This is a genomic window from Algoriphagus terrigena DSM 22685 (assembly GCF_000429445.1).
GTDB classification, from domain to species: Bacteria; Bacteroidota; Bacteroidia; order Cytophagales; family Cyclobacteriaceae; genus Algoriphagus; species Algoriphagus terrigena.
Genome location: NZ_AUBW01000006.1, coordinates 65,477 through 83,842, shown reverse-complemented (window position 1 = coordinate 83,842; position 18,366 = coordinate 65,477). Strand labels below are relative to the sequence as shown.

At 49.3% G+C, this 18,366-nt stretch carries 15 protein-coding genes; 8 read left to right on the top strand and 7 right to left on the bottom strand.

From position 1 onward, the window contains the following. Positions 1 to 87: 87 nt before the first annotated feature. Positions 88 to 816: a class I SAM-dependent methyltransferase gene (locus G459_RS0106260; RefSeq protein ID WP_026966873.1), complete on the top strand. Its 729-nt coding sequence runs from the start codon at positions 88 to 90 to the stop codon at positions 814 to 816. 205 nt (positions 817 to 1,021) lie between these two features. Here the strand turns inward: G459_RS0106260 and G459_RS0106255 are convergent, their stop codons facing one another. Beyond that, positions 1,022 to 2,092 (bottom strand): alkaline phosphatase, encoded by a 1,071-nt coding sequence (locus G459_RS0106255; RefSeq protein WP_026966872.1) that lies wholly within the window; start codon positions 2,090 to 2,092, stop codon positions 1,022 to 1,024. A gap of 472 nt (positions 2,093 to 2,564) precedes the next feature. Here G459_RS0106255 and G459_RS0106245 point away from each other — a divergent pair, with 472 nt between their 5' ends. The 5 genes from G459_RS0106245 (at position 2,565) to G459_RS0106220 (ending at position 9,876) form a co-directional block, all read left to right on the top strand. Next, complete coding sequence (locus G459_RS0106245) at positions 2,565 to 3,170, top strand: TetR/AcrR family transcriptional regulator (protein WP_245588135.1); 606 nt, start codon at positions 2,565 to 2,567, stop codon at positions 3,168 to 3,170. A 126-nt stretch (positions 3,171 to 3,296) separates the two neighbouring features. Next, positions 3,297 to 4,655 (top strand): TolC family protein, encoded by a 1,359-nt coding sequence (locus G459_RS0106240; RefSeq protein ID WP_026966870.1) that lies wholly within the window; start codon positions 3,297 to 3,299, stop codon positions 4,653 to 4,655. 39 nt (positions 4,656 to 4,694) lie between these two features. Then, positions 4,695 to 5,828, top strand: coding sequence for an efflux RND transporter periplasmic adaptor subunit (locus tag G459_RS0106235; RefSeq protein ID WP_026966869.1), 1,134 nt, complete (start codon positions 4,695 to 4,697; stop codon positions 5,826 to 5,828). Between the two features lie 2 nt (positions 5,829 to 5,830). Beyond that, positions 5,831 to 9,235 carry an efflux RND transporter permease subunit gene (locus tag G459_RS0106230; RefSeq protein ID WP_026966868.1) on the top strand — a complete coding sequence of 1,135 codons (3,405 nt, stop codon included), beginning with the start codon at positions 5,831 to 5,833 and terminating at the stop codon, positions 9,233 to 9,235. A 125-nt stretch (positions 9,236 to 9,360) separates the two neighbouring features. Then, positions 9,361 to 9,876, top strand: a complete 516-nt coding sequence (locus G459_RS0106220; protein ID WP_026966867.1) for a UpxY family transcription antiterminator — start codon at positions 9,361 to 9,363, stop codon at positions 9,874 to 9,876. A gap of 27 nt (positions 9,877 to 9,903) precedes the next feature. Here G459_RS0106220 and G459_RS28875 read toward each other — a convergent pair whose 3' ends face one another. The 5 genes from G459_RS28875 to dapA form a co-directional block, all read right to left on the bottom strand. Next, the gene (locus G459_RS28875) at positions 9,904 to 11,610 is read right to left on the bottom strand and encodes a toll/interleukin-1 receptor domain-containing protein (protein ID WP_051315098.1); all 1,707 of its coding nucleotides are present in this window, start codon (positions 11,608 to 11,610) and stop codon (positions 9,904 to 9,906) included. A 106-nt stretch (positions 11,611 to 11,716) separates the two neighbouring features. Beyond that, positions 11,717 to 12,421, bottom strand: coding sequence for a hypothetical protein (locus tag G459_RS0106210; protein WP_026966866.1), 705 nt, complete (start codon positions 12,419 to 12,421; stop codon positions 11,717 to 11,719). A 119-nt stretch (positions 12,422 to 12,540) separates the two neighbouring features. Continuing rightward, entirely contained in the window at positions 12,541 to 12,729 is a 189-nt protein-coding gene (gene xseB, locus G459_RS0106205) for an exodeoxyribonuclease VII small subunit (RefSeq protein WP_026966865.1), read from the bottom strand. Beyond that, positions 12,726 to 14,033: an exodeoxyribonuclease VII large subunit gene (xseA, locus tag G459_RS0106200; protein WP_026966864.1), complete on the bottom strand. Its 1,308-nt coding sequence runs from the start codon at positions 14,031 to 14,033 to the stop codon at positions 12,726 to 12,728. The genes xseB and xseA overlap by 4 nt, the downstream gene beginning before the upstream one ends. Before the next feature lie 5 nt (positions 14,034 to 14,038). Then, complete coding sequence (gene dapA, locus G459_RS0106195; RefSeq protein ID WP_026966863.1) at positions 14,039 to 14,896, bottom strand: 4-hydroxy-tetrahydrodipicolinate synthase; 858 nt, start codon at positions 14,894 to 14,896, stop codon at positions 14,039 to 14,041. A gap of 175 nt (positions 14,897 to 15,071) precedes the next feature. Between dapA and G459_RS0106190 the strand changes: the two genes are divergently transcribed. Together G459_RS0106190 and G459_RS0106185 are read left to right on the top strand one after the other, a co-directional pair. Then, positions 15,072 to 16,079, top strand: a complete 1,008-nt coding sequence (locus G459_RS0106190) for an LLM class flavin-dependent oxidoreductase (protein WP_026966862.1) — start codon at positions 15,072 to 15,074, stop codon at positions 16,077 to 16,079. 220 nt (positions 16,080 to 16,299) lie between these two features. Beyond that, positions 16,300 to 17,889: an ABC-F family ATP-binding cassette domain-containing protein gene (locus G459_RS0106185; protein ID WP_342664317.1), complete on the top strand. Its 1,590-nt coding sequence runs from the start codon at positions 16,300 to 16,302 to the stop codon at positions 17,887 to 17,889. 38 nt (positions 17,890 to 17,927) lie between these two features. Here the strand turns inward: G459_RS0106185 and G459_RS0106180 are convergent, their stop codons facing one another. Next, entirely contained in the window at positions 17,928 to 18,350 is a 423-nt protein-coding gene (locus G459_RS0106180) for a DoxX family protein (protein ID WP_026966860.1), read from the bottom strand. Positions 18,351 to 18,366: the final 16 nt, after the last annotated feature.

The window sequence follows — 18,366 nt, the reverse complement described above, 5'->3', positions numbered from 1 at the left end:
AAGAATCTTCTTGTACTTTTCCGCAAGGAAATCCCGGCAGAATTTAGCTAATTCATTATAAATTAATTTGTTGTCTTCATCTTACCTATGAGAAATCTGACACTTGTTCTGGCAATAGTCTTCAGTTTGGGCCTGAATTTCAGCTGCCAAGGCCAATCCTCCGTCGAGAAGCAAGACACCGACTATTCTTATCAGTCGCCGAGTTCTGGCGGAATTGGAAAGGTGTACATGGGTCGGGAGATTGCGGGGATTATGGACTTTCGCGGCAAAGACTGGCTCGAGCGTCAAAGCCGTTCCCAGGAGGAAAACACCGATTTAGCCATCGAAAACTTCCCCGTCACCCCGAGCAGTGTAGTGGCGGATATCGGTGCGGGTTCGGGCTTTTACACGTTCAGGGTAGCTCCCAAGGTTCCGAACGGAAAAATTTATGCTGTAGAGATTCAGGAGGACGCCATCCTATTTCTGGAGGAAAGAAGCAAAGAGCTCGGTTACGACTATGTGGTTCCGACCAAGGGTGGCGAAAAGTCGCCTAATCTGCCTGAGAACTCCATAGACCTCGCCTTCATGGTGGATGTTTACCACGAGCTGGAATACCCTGTAGAAATGCTCGCAGCGATCAAAAAATCCCTCAAGCCTGATGGCAAACTGCTGCTAATCGAGTATAGAGGTGAAGATCCTGAAGTACAAATCCGGCCACACCATAAAATGACCGTAGTTCAAATTGAAAAAGAATTGTCTGCAAATGGATTCAAGCTGGTTCAAAACGGGCAGTTTATGAATATTCAACACTTTTTGGTTTTCGAGAAGGCGGATTGAGAGTAGACGTTGGGAAGCTGGAGGTTTGACGTCATCGTCAGCGTGATCGTATTTTTCCCAATGAAAAAGCAGAACCGAGAGTCCATTACGAATCGGTAGAGTGTTGAATGAAGGCTTGCTCCGATGAGCATCAGACAAAGAAAAAGGGTGAAATCGACGATCTCACCCTTTTTCTTTGTCCAGGCCAATGGGCTCAGAGGTAATTTTACTTGAAGTTATAGGCCTTCAGCATCTTGTGGAAGATCTCGTTGTTTTCATAGATCCCGGCAAAAGCCTCTGAACCCGGCCCGTAGGCAAATACTGGAATCATTACACCGGTATGGCTTCCGGTAGTGAACTTGCCTTCTACCATTCCGGTTTCGGTGCTGCCTTTGTTGATCGTGAATCCACCAGTCTCGTGATCTGCCGTGATGATGACCAGCGTATTGCCGTCAGCCTTCGCAAATTCCAATACCTTGCCAATCGCATTGTCGAAGTCAATCATCTCTTCCACGATATACTGGGTGTTATTACTATGTCCGCCCCAGTCGATCTGTGAACCTTCCACCATTAGAAACATGCCCTTTTTGTTGGTTTTCAAGAGATTCAAGGCGACTTCTGTGGACTGGACGAGCTCGTCTCCACGGCCCGCGGAAAATCTTGACTGCTGTTCATCGGCGAGAAATCCCGCCAACTTGCCGCTTTTGATCTGCTGGACTTCCTCGATCGAGTTGGCGATCTGGTAGCTTCTGTGTTTCAAAGAATCAACCAAGTTGACACTGTCTGCCCGGTTTGCAAAGAACTTCCTACCGCCTCCTATAAACACGTCGATATCCGTGGCGAGGAAATCCATAGCGATGTCCTCGTCCTGCGAGCGTGATGCCTGATGGGCGATGAAGCTGGCCGGAGTGGCGTGTGTAATCGAGCAGGTAGCGACCATACCTGTGGCGAGTCCCTTGTCTTCGGCAATTTCAAGGATGGTAGGCAAGGGTTCCCCGTTTGGTCCTACGCCGATGGCGCCGTTGTAGGTTTTGACACCGCAGGAAAAAGCGGTAGCTCCGGCTGCCGAATCGGTCACAAAGGCATTGCTTGCCTGGTTCTTATGAAATCCCACTACGGGAAATTGCTCCAGGTTGAGGTGGCCGTGATTACCGGTCAGTCCGGCATAGATCTGGGCTACCCCCATTCCGTCGCCGATCATCAGGATGATGTTCTTTGGTTGCTTGACTTTTTTCTGTGCGTACACGGATCCAAGACTTGAGAAAAGTAGGAGGGCAAAAAGAATTCGAAGTTTCATGAGAGAAAGTTTGTTTGATTTATAATACTGACAAGGCGGTAGGTCTGGACTAATCCGCGGGTCAAAAATGTGTAAAACTTCCCGGTTTTCGGGGTTTTTAACGATTTAATAACCTAGGGAAATACCCACGCAAGGGGAACCGGAATCTTGAGGAAAGGCAGTATGAAAGCTTTGGAACCCGATGGCTCTCGCGGATTCTTCTTTGAAAGAATGACTTGCGAGCAGAATCCGTGTGAAAGCACAAAACCTAACAAGACATGCGTCGTTTGTAGAATCTTGATTGGAACAACAGTCAATTTTTACGGCGATTTTCAAATTTAATTCTGTTTAGGCTGGTCAAACCGTCGTTTTGTTCGATTATGTACAGGTTATTTTCCTTTTTGAAAAAGATAATTTTATAATAAACTATGGAAACTTTGAATAGTACTTGGGTTTCCATAGTTTTGCGGCCTTGGTTTTAAAGATAGATTTGGTGACAAGAACGAGAATTCTGGAGATCGCAATAGATCAGTTTTCCCGATATGGGGTGAGGGCAGTGACTATGGAAGACATTGCCAGGCAGGGAGGTATATCCAAGAAAACCATCTATCAGGAGTTCGCAGACAAAAAGGACCTGGTAAAAGAGGCTTTTGAGGTGCTTTTAGACGAGGATCGGAAAAAGCTAAGCGAGATTCTGGAGTCAGAAGACGGGGTGATAGAGCATCTGGTAAAGATGTCCAAAACGGTTCGGCAGAGGTTGCAAAACATGAACCCAATGGTAGTCTTTGAAGTGCAGAAGTATTTTCCGGAAGCTTGGAAGATGTTTGAACACTTCAAGATTGAGGTGATTATGGAAGATCTTATCAACGTCCTCGAAAAGGGTAAAGCATTAGGATACTTCAGACCGGAGATCGATTCCCATATCCTGGCCAAGGTCCGGATCAACCAGATAACCTCAGCTTTTGACGCGGAGAATTTCTCCAGGTCGGACGTTAATCTGGCCGAGGAACAAACGGTGATGCTGGATCACTTTCTACACGGGATTTTTACCGAGAAAGGACGAATCGCCTACACGACGCAGCAGGCACTACTAGAATGAAAACTAATCCAATTATGAAATCGAGCAGGATGACAACATCACACGGCGGATGACTGTGACTAATGCGAGATTCTCCCGAAGAAAAATCGGGGCAGGCTATTTTGACTATTAAAAACCTATCAACACATGAAAAAGAGCTTTTTTACCCTTTTGATACTTTTCGTCGCGTGTTCGGCGATGCAGGCTCAGGAGGTCGCACAGCTGACGCTGAATGAGTCCATCCTGTATGCGATTGAGAATAACTACGTCACCAAAAACGCCAGATTGGAAACGCTGATTTCCAAGGCGACCGTCAAGGAAACTACCGCACTGGGCCTGCCGCAGATCGACGGATCGTTCAACCTCGATTACAATCCCAAAATCCCGGTGGTGTTCCTTCCCAACGAACCACCGTTTGGTGATCCTTCAGTTCCAGGTGATGTGATTCCTGCGAGATTTGGAGTGAGTTATTCTTCTGGCTTGGGAGTGACGGTATCTCAGATGATCTTTGACGGATCGTTTTTTATCGGACTGCGTGCCGCTAAGACGCTAACCCAACTGACGGATTTTGACTTGGTCAAAGCTGAAAACGATGTCGTCGAAAACGTCAAAAAAGCCTATTTCGGAGTCTTGGTCAATCAGGAGCGAATTCGCCTGGCGGAATCCAATTTGTCCAGAATCGATTCGCTATTGAAGGAAACCAAAGCGCTGAACGAGGCCGGATTTGCTGAGAAAATCGAAGTTTCCAGAATCCAGGTGCAGCGAAACAACACTTACTCCCAGGTAGAGCGCAGCCGTACCGCTTGGGAAATCAGCAAGGAACTGCTCAAGATCCAGATGGGCATGCCGCTGACGATAGACATTGTAATCACCGAAACCCTGCAAGATCTCAATCCTCGTGAGTCTCTGATTCAGCTACTGGCGGAAGAAGGCGAAAACAGGATCGAACTCGATCAATTGAACACTCAGATCGAACTGGAGCATTACGACCTCAAATACAACACCTCGCAGTACATGCCGACGATCGACTTCAACGGTAACATCCGAAGAAGCGGCGCGGGCAATGAACTGAACACCGTTTTTGACAAGGTGAACTGGTTTTCGAGCTCCCTGCTGGGCGTGAGTATGCAGATTCCGATCTTTGATGGACTCGCCAAAAGCGCCAGAATCCAGAAGAACCGATACACGATCAGTCAATTGGAAAACCAGCGGTTTTATCTGAATGACAGCTTCAAAAACGAGATTTTCTCAGCCAAAGCTTCGCTGAAAAATGATCTGAATATCCTGGATGTGCAGCGGGAAAATCTGGAACTCGCCCAGGAAGTTTTTGATATCGCAAAGATCAAGTATCAGGAAGGCATCGGCTCTAACCTAGAGGTAATCGATGCAGACGGAGCACTGACTGAAGCTGAGATCAACTATCTCGCGGCGCTCTACGACGGACTGATATCCAAAGTAAATCTCGAAAAAGCCCTTGGCCTGCTGAAGGCTGATTTGAACGACTAATCCGACTCTTTTCCCTTATTCAATAAATACGTTCTCCATATGAAACCTATACTTAAACTTTTACCACTTGTATTCCTGGCCACACTGGTGATTTCCTGTGCAAAGGAAGAGGGCGTTGACGCCATGAAAACAAGGCTGACCGAATTGAAAAATGAGGCAAGCACGCTGAATACTGAAATCAAAACGCTTGAAACGGAGATTGCGGCTTTGGACCCGGAGTTTGCCAAGTCTACCAAAAAGTCCATCCTGATTACCACCGTTGCCGCCAAGAAAGGAGAGTTTACGCACTTTGTGGAACTGACCGGCTCGGTACTTTCCAAGAAGAATGTCAGCATCAGCTCTGAGACGGCCGGTCGGGTACTGGAAGTGCCGGTGATCGAGGGAATGCGCGTGGAGAAAGGCGGTCTGCTGGCGCGGATTGACGCAGAGTCGATTGAGCGAAACATCGAAGAGATGGAGAGCAACCTTGCGCTTGCCACCACCATTTTTGAAAAGCAAGAAAGACTCTGGAATCAGAAAATAGGAACTGAAATACAGTACCTGGAAGCGAAGAACCGGATGGAAGGCCTTGAAAAAAATCTGGCTTCCATGAAAACTCAGCTCGACAAAGCGCTGGTAAAGGCGCCGTTTAGCGGCACGGTCGAGACAGTCGACATCCGGATCGGCGAACTGGTCCAGCCAGGGGTGCCGATGTTTCAGTTTGTCGGAGGCAGTGATCTGTACATCCAGGCAGACGTGTCTGAAAGCTTTTTGGGTGTGTTGAGCAAGGGCGATTCGGTAGAGGTGGAGTTTCCGTCCATCGGTAAGTCTATTAAAACCAGAGTTAGTTCTGTCGGCGGCATCATCAATCCCAACAACAGAACTTTCAAAGTGGAAGTCTTCGTACCCAACAATTCGGAATTGAAGCCCAACATGATTTCGATCCTTAAGATCAATGACTATCAAAACAAGGAAAGTGTGATGGTGCCCGCGCATTTGATCTTGGCGGACTCCAAAGGCGACTATGTGTTCACCGTGGAAAATGGCACTGCGAAGAAGAAATACGTGACGCGGGGCTTGACTTACGAGAATGAGACCGAGATCAAGGAAGGCCTGACGGGCACCGAAACAATCATCGACAAGGGCTTCCGTGAAGTAGGGGACAATTTCAGTGTAACTGTTGCGCAACTTTAATTATGAGTGATACTTCTAAATCTTCATTAATCCGGGAGTTTGGAATGTCCAGCTTTAGCGTGGACAATTCGACCTCGATCGTGATATTGACCCTGATCATCACCGTGCTGGGACTGAGTGCCTACCGGACGATGCCCAAGGAGAGCTTTCCCGAGATCGTAATCCCGACCGTCTATGTCGGTACAGCCTACCCGGGCAACTCGCCCGTGGATATGGAAAACCTGATCACCCGTCCGATCGAAAAGGAACTGAAGTCGATCAGCAATATCAAGGACATCAGATCTACTTCGGTGCAGGATTTTTCGTCGATCGTGATTGAATTTACTCCGGGAGTGGAGCTTTCCAAGGCGATTCAAGACGTGAAAGATGCCGTGGACAAGTCCAAGAGCGAGCTTCCCACCGATCTTGACCAGGAGCCAAATGTCTTGGAGGTGAACACCTCCGATTTCCCGATCATGAACGTGAACATCTCCGGGCCGTACTCGGAGCAGGAGCTGAAGAAGTTTGGCGAACACCTGGAAGACGCGATCGAGAAGCTGCCCGAGATCTCCAAGGCAGACCTGGCTGGCACCGTGGAGCGTGAGATTCAGATCAACGCAGACCCATATCAGATGGAGGCAGTGGGGGTGAGCTTTGGTGATATCTCCGAGGCGATCATGGCGGAAAACCTGACGATGTCCGGTGGTAACATCAAAAGTGGGGACTTCGAGCGAACCCTTCGCGTAGACGGTGAATTCACCAACCCGCAGGAGCTGCTGGATATCATCGTGAAAACCGACCAGCAAAAGATTGTCTACCTCAAAGATGTCGCTGAGGTGAAGGATACCTTCAAGGATCGGACCTCTTATGCCCGAAGCAAAAACCTGCCTGTAGTCACCATCAACGTGACCAAGCGGAGCGGGGAAAACCTGCTGGACGCAGCCGACAAGATCAAAGTGATCATCGAGACCACCAAGGCGAACCGCTTTCCGCAAGATCTTGAGATCACCATTACCAACGATCAAAGCAAGCAGACCAGGATTCAGGTCAGTGACTTGGAAAACTCCATCATCTTCGGAATTATCCTGGTGGTCTTGGTATTGATGTTCTTTATGGGTTTCCGCAATGCGCTCTTTGTGGGATCGGCGATCCCGCTTTCCATGTTTATTTCCTTCCTCATCCTGAATGCGTTCGGAATCACGCTCAACCTGATGGTGCTTTTTTCCCTGATCCTGGCATTGGGGATGCTGGTGGACAATGGGATTGTGGTCGTGGAGAATATCTATCGAATGATGCAGGAAGGAAAATCCAGCATTCAGGCAGCGAAAGAGGGAGTGGGAGAGGTGGCTTGGCCGATTATTACTTCTACACTCACCACCCTAGCGGCATTTCTGCCTCTGGCATTCTGGGACGATCTGGTTGGTGAGTTTATGAAATACCTTCCCATCACATTGATCATTGTTCTTTCTTCTTCCCTGTTGGTTGCTTTGGTGATCAATCCGGTGATGACGGCCATGTTTATGAAGCTGGATTCGGGAGGAAAAAACAGGCCCAAGCAAAAGTCTATCATCACAGCTGGGGTTTTCTTGGTCTTGGCGACAATCTTCTACCTGATCGGTTGGACGTCTATGGGGACACTTTCTTTGGTTGCCTCTGTTCTTACCCTATTCAATGTTTTCTTCCTGAGAAATGCTATCCATTGGTTTCAGGAGGTCTTTTTGGTGAAGTTGGAAAATTGGTACGAATCCTCGCTGCAATACGCTTTGCATGGCAAGAGGCCTTATTTCTTCTTTGGGGGAATGTTTGGACTGTTGATCTTCTCGTTGGTGTTGCTGGGTATCAGTGCACCGAAAGTCCTCTTTTTTCCAGACAATCAGCCGCAGTTGGTCAACGTGTTTGTCGAGTTTCCCATCGGCACTGACATCAACGCCACCAACGAATTCGTGGACAAGATGGAAGACGAAATGATGGAAGCACTGAAGCCATACGAAGGGATTCTGGAATCGGTGATTACCCAAGTCGGCGAAGGAACCGGCGACCCGATGGAAGGTCCGAGCAACCAGGCCACTCCAAACAAAGCCAAGATCACCATCGGCTTTGTGGACTACATTGAGCGACAAGGTATTGATACCAACGAGGCGATGGAAGTGATCCGCGAACTGGCAGGCACGTATCCTGGTGTCTTGGTCACCGTGGACAAGCAGCGCAACGGGCCTCCGGTCGGTAAGGAAGTCAACATCGAGTTTGTAGGAGAGGACTATGAGCAATTGATCGCTTTTGTCAACGAAACCAAGGAATACCTGGAATCCCATAATATCCCGGGTGTGGAGGAACTCAAGACCGACCTTTCTTTGGGCAGTCCCGAGGTAGTGGTGGATATTGACCGGGAGAAGGCCAGAAGGTTTGGGCTTTCGACCTCAAGCATAGCGACGGAGTTGCGGACATCGCTCTTTGGCTTGGAAGTTTCCAAATACAAAGAGGGCGAGGATGATTATCCGATCCAGCTGCGGCTATCAGAGGACTACCGCTACGACATCAGCACTTTGGTGAATAAGAAGATCGGCTTCCGGGATAAGTTTGGCGACAAGCGCGAGGTGCCGATATCTGCCGTAGCCGATATTGAGTATGGATCGACCTACGGTTCGGTGAAGAGAAAGGATCTCGAGAAGGCGATTACCATGTTTTCCAATGTCTTGGCCGGATATAACGCTACAGAGATTAATGCACAAATCCATTCCTTGATGGATAACTATGCGATTCCAGATGGCATTACGGTCAAGTATACCGGAGCACAGGAAGAGCAGGCCAAGTCCATGGCTTTCCTGGTCAATGCGCTGATGATTGCGGTGTCCCTGATCTTCCTGATCATCGTCGCTCAGTTCAATTCCGTCATCAGTCCATTCATCATCATGACTTCTGTGTTGCTGAGTACTATTGGCGTGTTTCTCGGGTTGGTGATTTTTAATATGGATTTTGTGGTCATCATGACCGGTATCGGGATTATTTCCCTGGCCGGGGTCGTCGTGAACAATGCCATCGTATTGATCGATTATACCGATCTGGTCCGGGCCCGAAAGAGAGAAGAAAAAGGAATCAAGAAAGGCGAGTATCTCAGCTTGGAGGATTTGCTTGGCAGTATCGTGGAAGCAGGGAAGACCCGTCTCCGTCCGGTGTTGCTGACGGCGATCACGACCGTACTGGGACTGATCCCGCTGGCGATCGGGATGAATATCAATTTTGCCACCTTGCTGAGCGACTTTGATCCGCAGTTTTATGTGGGAGGAGACAACGCAGCATTTTGGGGTCCGATGGCCTGGACAGTAATATTTGGGCTAACCTTTGCCACAGTCATTACGTTACTGATCGTACCAGTCATGTACTACTTGTCAGATAGACTCGTCATGAGACTTCGCAAGATCAAAGCATGATTGATTTAAGGTTGGTGGTTTTTTTTGACAAAACCCCCGGGACATTGTTCCGGGGGTTTTTTATTGATTTCGGCTGACTTTGCAGCATGGATTTTGTATTTTTGCCCTCCCAAAAACATGCAGAGATGGAGGAATTGAAATGGTTTGTCATGTACACCACATCACGATCTGAAAAGAAAGTGGCTGATAGACTACGCGAAAGAGGCTGGGAAGTGTATTTGCCGATGATCGAGGAGCTCAGGCAATGGTCAGATCGCAAGAAGAAAGTGCAAAGGGCGCTGTTCAACGGATATGTCTTCGTGAAGACCAACAGAAATCAGCTGTGGGAATGCCTGCAAGTGCCGGGTGCAGTTAAGTTTGTCCACTTCTCCGGGCAGCATGCCACGGTCAGAGAGGAAGAGATAGCCATCATCCAGCGTATCCTCACTACCGGGGTCGCAGTCGAAACGGACGGCAGTGTGATCGAGCCAGGAGAAAAAGTGAAGGTCATGGGAGGTCCGCTCCAGGACATGACCGGAGAAGTCATCGAAAAAGGAAACAAAGATTACTTCCTGATCCGTATTCCGGGGATTTACCAAAATATGCTGGTGAATATCCCCCGAAAGTATCTCCAAGTCCTCGAAGGATCTGCCTCCAGTTGATCCATTGCCGGTAGGTTGCGTCCCGGACTAGTTGTCCGGATTGACTTTTAAATTTTTGCGCTCGATCATCCGATTGCCTACTCTGACAGGTTTCTTCGTGATCGCTTTCATCGTGTCATTGATCTGCTGAAAAGAAAGATCCCGGATCACCGTCGCTTCCAGTCTCAGGGTATCGGATGCTGGAATGAGCTTTATCCCAAATCCCTCGATATCCATCTGACTCAGTGAGTCCATGCTGATCGCTTCTACGGGAAAGATATACACTTCGCTGACATTGGCCCCCGTTGGATCTGTGGCATTCAGGCTGAAGGAGACCATCATTTTCTCCTCTTCGAATGGCAAAGCCGTTGAGCCAGATTCGTCCGTAGCACTATCAGGAGCCGCACTGGTGTATTTACGTTCTGCCCCATTCTCGGGGACGAGGGCTAAATAGCCTACATAACCCACGAAAAGTATCCCAATCAGTGATGCTGCGTACGGCATCAGTCTTTTGAAAACCGGTATTCTCCGAAGGGTCGGACTCGGACTTGGAGGCGCGGACATCGGAGCTGCTTTCTCAAAAGACTTCGGCGAAGCGGGATTGACAGCGGGTCGAGGGACAGCTTGCGGGGCAGATGGAGGAGATGTAATCTTGTCGTCGACTTCATCGCAGTCCAGTTCACCGGCCATTTCCGGGTAGACGCTGTCTTCTAAAGGTGTTTCAGGAGTTGGTAAGCCGGATTCTGCTGTTTCAAACTTGGGCAAGGCCTTTGGTGCGAGAGTTTCCGTAGTCACCTCGCGCTCCAGTACGATGTCTTTTTTCTTCTCCCTGCCTTCGACGAGTTGAATCAGGGTGACTCTCAGTATCAGTGTGAAATTCCCTTGGCTGAGCGGCTTGACATCAAAAAGCCATTCGGTAAAGTCATCTTCGAAGATGAACTGCTCCTCATTGTTTAGGGCTTTGATCTCAAAATTGTCCCCGTCTCTTCCTTCTCCAAGGGAAACTTGCATCACATTGGCCAGCCGGATGGACTCGATGACCTGTTGGTCCTTTGGTATTTTTAGCCCTTCGACGAGCAGGATTTCTTCCCAAGCCAGCCTGACAATGCATCTCGTCCAAGCACTGACCCGCATCATAGCTGGGATGTGGTACAGCACTTTTCCTTCTTTTCGGGAAGGAGTCGCCGGAGTTGATGGGCTTAGCTTTTCGCCGAGTGCTTGCAAAAGCGGCTGGTATTTTTTTGCCCGCATGATCTCGAGCGTGAGGGTATTCATGTTGCCGATCTTCCCTGCCAGATCGTCGATTGCTCCCCGGATGTCGGTGTACAGATTGATGTCTTCCTGTACTTTGCGGGTGTCGGCCAGGTTGTCGAGTTCTTTGACGCTCGCGTTGAGCGCTTTGATTTTTTCATCCCAATATTTGAGGTATCGAACAAGCGCCAACGAATCATAAATGTCTGCGTCTCCCAGCACGATCGGGAAAATCCTGTCGTGGAATTTGCCGTTTTTTGCCACCTCCAGCAGTTCGAACATGCAGTTTTTGGACTTTAGATACTTGTCACTGATGATCAGAATCACCAAGTTGCCCTCACCGATCCGCTGCATAAACTCCCGGATGAGGCCCTTAAATCCCAAGTCAGTCTTGTCGCGAACCAATAGGATAGATGCAGAGGAGAGTGCCGCCTCCAGTTCATTGGCGACGAGCTCACTTTCTCCACCCCACGCATAGGAAATAAAAACTTGCTGTTGCCCCATCTTGTCTGAAAAGTCTTTCTTACTAAAAGTAAGCTTCTTTTGGCGAAGAGGCAAAAGAAAAGGCAACCCCTCGGGGCTGCCTTGAAGATGCTTGTTTGGTTTGGGGTTAGTCCTTTTCCTTGGGGACAAAATAGCGTCTGTAGACGATCTGAGCTTGGAAAAGGTGATCTCCGTACTTGTTGAATCCGACGTTTCCATCCAGATTGTCGGTAAAAGTCCACATCATCGTGCCTTCCCCAGCGATGTCCGAATAAGGGCCAATCTTGAAACTTAGCCCCGCCCGCACCGGCACGTATCCCGTCGTTATCTTATGTTCTGTGGGCACTTCCTCACTCTCAAACGACTTGGTCTGCTCAGTCTTGGAATGCAAAACACCTAAGCCGAGACCTCCATAAAGGTTAACAAGGCTGCGGTGCATGTGATTATTGAATCTGATCAGATTCACGCTTGGAATCAAATCGAAGTAATAAACTGGACCCTTTGCAGTGAAGGAAGCAAAGTCTTCATACCAGGCGTCTCTGACGGTATAGGACGGATTTCCGCCACTGCTGATGTATTGGTATCCCACGGTCGTTCTGAGATCGAAGGTCGGGGTGAGCTTTTTGGTCAGCGCAACTGATATTGATGGTTTGATTTCAAAACTAAGCTCACGGTACTGGCCACCATTGTCAAGATAGGCAAACGACGGGCCGACACCAATAGTCAGTATGTTGTCCCTTGAGACCTTCTCTTTGTAGAAGTTTTGCCCGGCGAGATTTCCCGCACACAGCGTCAAAAATAGGACTGAAAGATGTTTTACTAGGGGCTTCATTTGAAAAGGTACTGCTAATGGAGATGAGTCTCTCAGAGTCGCTTTCGCAACAAACATGCCAAGCAGCAGATGTGATCCGGTCAAAGCCCAAGTTGCCGGTCTATCGTTAAGGGAGCAGTTCAGGCGTTTTGAAAGGCCTCCTGGATATCAGATTCGGTTGTTTTTAGTTTTGAACGGCAATTCTTGACCAATTCGGCGGCTTCTTTGACCAAGGAGGAAAGTTCATCCACGGACTTGTTACCCTCTTCGAGTTGGTTGAGAATGGTCTCGAGCCGGGTCATTGCTTCGGTATAGCTTAGGTCTTTCATTTTTGATCGATTTGGGTAATGGTACTGCTTATTTTGTGATCCTGAGTGAACGTCTCCAGCTGGTCCCCGGGTTGAGGATTTGCCAGGTGAATCGGCTTTCCGGCCAGTTCGGTACGGGTATAGCCGCGTTTCAGGATTGCCTGCGGGTCTAGCTGACGCAAAAGGGATTCTCTATTTTCGAGCTTTTCGTTTTGCTTTTGGAGAAAGGTTCCCAAGCTTTTCTTCAGACTTCTTTCCAGATTTTCCAAGTTATAGCCTTGGATTTTTAGCTGGTTTTTGGAAGCAAGGGCGATCCGGTTGAAGCGGTTGGTGATTTTTTCACTCTCAATTCCAATCCGGTTGTTTGCCAAGGCTCTGGCGCGAAGTTCCAGTTGGTGGATCTTGGTTTCTTCCTCCCGCAGCTGCTGACGAGTCGACCTGTCCAGTCTCTGCAACATCATGTCCAGATTTTCCTCAAATTCCCGAAAGCCTGACAGGAGAAATTCCGCCACGGCCGTGGGCGTTTTCAGACGGGTGTGGGCAACTAGGTCGGCGACTGTCTCATCTCGTTCGTGACCGATTCCAGTGAATACCGGTATGGGGAAATTGGCGATCGCAGCCCCCAGTCGGTAGTCGTCAAAGCAATCCAAGTCGAGTTGAGCCCCGCCGCCGCGGATGATGATGACGGCATCGAGGGCAAGTCTTTCGCTTTCCATCTTCACCTTCCCCAGTGCCGAAAGCAAACTCTCCACAGCATCATTTCCCTGCATCAGCGAGTTGAAAAGCTTATGGTAAACCTTGTACCCAGATCGATGTTGGTCGATCTGATTGACAAAATCGCCGTAGCCGGCAGCTGTCGCGCTGGAAATAACGGCGATCCGCTGGACGACTGCAGGAAGTTCAAATCGGCCGTTGAGTCGAAGCAAGCCTTCCCGAGTCAGTCGATCAATCGTCTCCTGTCGTACTCTGGCCCTTTCTCCGAGTGAAAAAGAAGGATCGATGTCCTTTACATTCACGCTCAGGCCATACACGGGGTGATAGCTGACTTGCACTTGGGCGAGCACTTTCATCCCGTTTTTCAGGCTGGTACCTGTCACGGCTTCAAACTTTGCGGCGACGGACCGGTAGGTGAACTGCCAGAGATTGGATCTAATCTTAGCCAACACTTGATTTCCCTGCTTTTCTACCAGCTCAAAATAGACATGTCCCTGCGGCGCCTGACGAAAGTCAGCGAGCTCACCCACCACCCAATAGACCGGCTCCAGTTCGTTTTCCAGAGTGATCCGGATCTGTTCGGTCAGTTGGGAGATGGATAGGGGAGACATGGGATTTACTGGTACGCCGCCTTGATTTGGTTGCTCAGCTCGGTGCTTGCTTTCAGCATTGGAAGCCTCACCTGATCACTTTCAATGATCCCCTGGTGAAGCAGTAAGTTTTTGATCCCTACTGGATTTCCTTCCAAATACATCAAACTGTTCATTTTGAGTAGCGAAAAAGTAGCAAACAGCGACTCTTCGTGGTTACCGTGAGTGAGTATTTTGAAGATCCCGGGGAAAGCATTCGCCATCACTGAAATGACACCGCTGCCACCGACAGCCATCAGTGCCTTTGTCATGAGGTCATCTCCTGAAAGCAATAGAAAGTCCTTTGGCATCGCAGCGGCAATCTGCATGCATTGCTCCAGGTTGCCGCTCGCCTCTTTCATCCCGACAATATTGGGATGGTGCGAAAGCGTGAGTGTGGTCGCCGCCGTCATATTGGACATGGTGCGGCCGGGTATATTATATAAGACAACCGGGGCAGGTGAAGCGTCGGCAATCGCCGTGTAGTGGGCGATGATTCCCTCCTGGCTCGGTTTGTTGTAGTATGGACTCACCGAGAGGATTGCTGCCACTCCATAGAAATCGGTGTTTTTGATCTCATTCACCACCGCGTGGGTGTTGTTGCCGCCAATGCCGAGCATGATGGGAACGCGTCCCGCGTTATGCTCTAGGACCGTTTTCAGCACTTGTTTCTTTTCGGAAGAGGTCAAAGTGGAAGATTCTCCGGTAGTACCCAATACCACCAGATAATCCACTCCTCCGGAAACAACATGATCGATCAGGCGCTTTAGCCCCTCGAAGTCTATCGATTGATCGTCATGAAATGGAGTAACAAGCGCCACTCCTGTGCCTTTGAATGCGTTCATGGTTATTTTGTTTGAGGGTGCAAAGATAAAGTCTTCCCCGAGTTTTGGCGGGTTTGACTAATTTTTTTGAACGCTGGCATTGAGACTTTTCGCAAAAAAACCAAGCGTTAATCCTGCGATTCGAACGATTTGGCAAAAGCGGGAGTTTTCTACTTTGTCTGACTAAACCAACCCGATGAAAAACGCCTTCCCTTACTCTATCCTGGATCTCGCCCTGATCCGCGAAGGATCTGATGCTCAAGATGCCTATGTCAGAAGTTTGGATCTGGCCCGCCATGCGGAGGCTTGGGGATACAAGCGGCTTTGGCTCGCTGAGCATCACAACATGCCTTATGTGGGGAGTTCGGCTCCAACTGTGTTGATGGGCTACATCGCCGGTGGGACGAAGTCTATCCGCGTGGGATCGGGAGGAATCATGATGCCCAACCACAGCGCGCTGATGGTGGCGGAGGAGATCGGCACACTGGAAACGCTCTATCCCGGCAGGATCGATCTTGGGTTGGGCCGTGCTCCGGGTACAGATCAGCGGACTGCCTCGGCACTTCGGAGAGGGAGAATCGAAACGGTGAATGACTTTCCACAGGACTTGGAAGACCTGCAGCGGTACTTTTCTCCTGACAATTCCCGTTCGGACGTTCGCGCATTTCCAGCCGAAGGGCACGAGGTGCCAATTTACATCCTGGGCTCAAGCATGAGCAGCGCAATCTTGGCTGCAGAGCGGGGTCTGCCGTACGTTTTCGCTAGTCACTTTGCGCCGGCGTATTTTATGCAGGCGGTGAAATACTATCAGGATCATTTCAAGCCGTCGGAATACCTGCGGGAGCCGTTTGTGATGGCTTGTGTGAACGTGATTGCTGCGGATACGGATGAAGAAGCGAATTTCTTGGCCACGTCTTTTTACCAGATGGCTTTGGGAATCATCCGTCAAAAGTCCTATCCGCTACGGCCGCCGGTGAAGGAGATGAGCGACATCTGGAGTGAAGGAGAAGCTGCGGCGATCCAAAATATGATGGCCGTGACCTTTGTCGGGACAAAAGACACCGTCCGCGACGGGTTGGCTGGTTTGATCCGCCACACTGGGATCAACGAGGTGATGATCACCTCCAATCTGTACGACCACGCTGCCAGGTTGCGCTCGTTTGAGCTGGCAGCTGAGGCAATCGGTGAAATCGCTGTCGGCTGAGTTAAACTGTGAAAAGGAGGCGACTTTGGTCGCTCGTCCAGCCCAATTCCCGAGGCGAATTGGTCTGCCGGCGGAATTCCTTTTAAATCGCGAAGGATATTTTCTAACTTTGCAAAATCCCTTTTGACATTCATCTGTATGTGAAATCAATTTCTTTCTAGCCGAAAAATCCATCCTGCCAACGCAGGACAATTGGTTGTTTCACCCTCTAAAGAAAGAAATGATGCTTGTCATTCAGAATATTACCTACCTACTTCCCAACAAAGACATCCTGTTTGAGAATCTGTCTCTCACAGTGAGTTCCCATGAAAAAACCGCGCTGATCGGCAACAACGGCGCAGGCAAATCCACACTCTTGAAGCTGATCGCAGGCGAACTGAAGCCTGCTTTCGGTCAGGTCGTGTTGGATGAAAAAGCCTACTATGTCCCGCAGATCTTTGGGCAATACAATCACCTCACCGTCGCTGAAGCGCTCGGAATAGATCAAAAGCTTTCGGCTTTCTATGAGATCCTCGCCGGCAATGTGACCGACGAAACGCTATCCATGCTCAATGACGATTGGCTGATCGAGGATCGCGTCAGTGACGCGCTTGACCAGTGGGGATTGAGTGAATTTGGCTTTGAGACCAGACTCGAAAACCTCAGTGGAGGCCAAAAGACCAAGGTTTTTCTGGCAGGAATCAGCATTCACCAGCCCAAGCTGGTCTTGCTCGACGAACCCAGCAATCATCTGGACTCGGATGGTCGGGCATTGTTGTATCGATTGATCGAAAAGGCAGATTGCTCGATGATTGTCGTGAGTCACGATCGGACTTTGCTTCAAAAGATTGACTCCGTGCAGGAGCTGAGCAGAAAAGGGATCACCGCTTACGGCGGAAACTATGATTTCTACCTCACTCAAAAGCAGATCGAAAAAGAAGCACTCGCTCAGGATATTCAGAGCAAGGAAAAAGCACTCAGAAAAGCCAGGGAAAAGGAACGTGAATCTGCGGAGCGACAGCAAAAGCTGGATGCCCGAGGCAAAGGCAAACAGGAGAAAGCAGGTGTGTCCCGCATCATGATGAATACCCTGAGAAATCAGGCGGAGAAGAGTACTTCCAAACTGAAAAACATTCATTCGGAGAAGATTGGGGGCATTTCAAGCGAACTTCAGGAGCTTCGATCGGTTGTTCCGGATCGGGATAAGATGAAGTTTGGATTGAGAGATTCTACGCTGCATCAGGGCAAGATCATCTTTGAAGCGGTCAATCTGAATTTTGGTTACAACCATGAAAAGCTTTGGGAGAAGCCGCTGAATATCCAGATTCGGAGTGGCGAGCGGGTCGCTATCTACGGCACCAACGGGTCTGGGAAATCAACGCTGATCCGTCTACTGTTGGGTGAAATTACACCTGCCAGCGGGACGCTTTTTCGCGCAGATACAAAGGTCGTCGTGATTGATCAGGACTATTCGTTGATCGATCCTTCGCTGAAAGTGATCGAGCAGGCTCAGCGATTTAATACGGATTCACTTCCGGAACACGAGGTGAATATTCGGCTGAATCGGTTTCTTTTTCCGAAGGAAAGCTGGGATAAGCCCTGCGCGGCCCTGAGTGGTGGCGAAAGAATGCGGCTTTTGTTGTGCTGCCTGACGCTGGGTCAAACCGCTCCGGATGTAATCATCCTCGACGAACCAACCAATAATCTGGACATTCAAAATGTAGAGATCCTGACGGCCGCTGCCAATGAATACAAAGGTACGCTGCTGGTGGTGTCGCATGACGCCTACTTTCTAAATCAGATTGGGATAGAAAAAAGCATCAATCTCTGAGAAGAAAACGACTGGGCGGCTAAACGGATTCCGGTTGTTTAGTTGCCGAGTCTTTTCTTTCGAAATGGAATGGCGCCAGTTGACCAAAGTGCCCACAGGATCAAGACGGGCTGAAAAAACAGTCGGATCAGCCGCTTTTGGTCAGTGTCCAAACCGAAAGCATCAATTCCACTGGTGTATTGAGAGATGTTTCCGGGGAAAACAAGCACGTAGAAGATGGCCAAGGCGATTCCCGTTTTGACTTTTTGCTTTGTCCAAAAAATCATCGCCAAACCCAGACCGATCTCTACCACTCCGGACGAAAGCACGACAAAATCCATAAATCTGGGATCGCTGGGCAGCCAGCGCGGAACCTGCGCCTGGAATTCGTCCCGCTGGAATGTGAGGTGTCCGACTCCGGCTACCACCATAAATACACCCAGTGTAATCCGAAGGATGTTTTGAATAAGGTTTGTTTTCATGACGCAGCCTATTTTG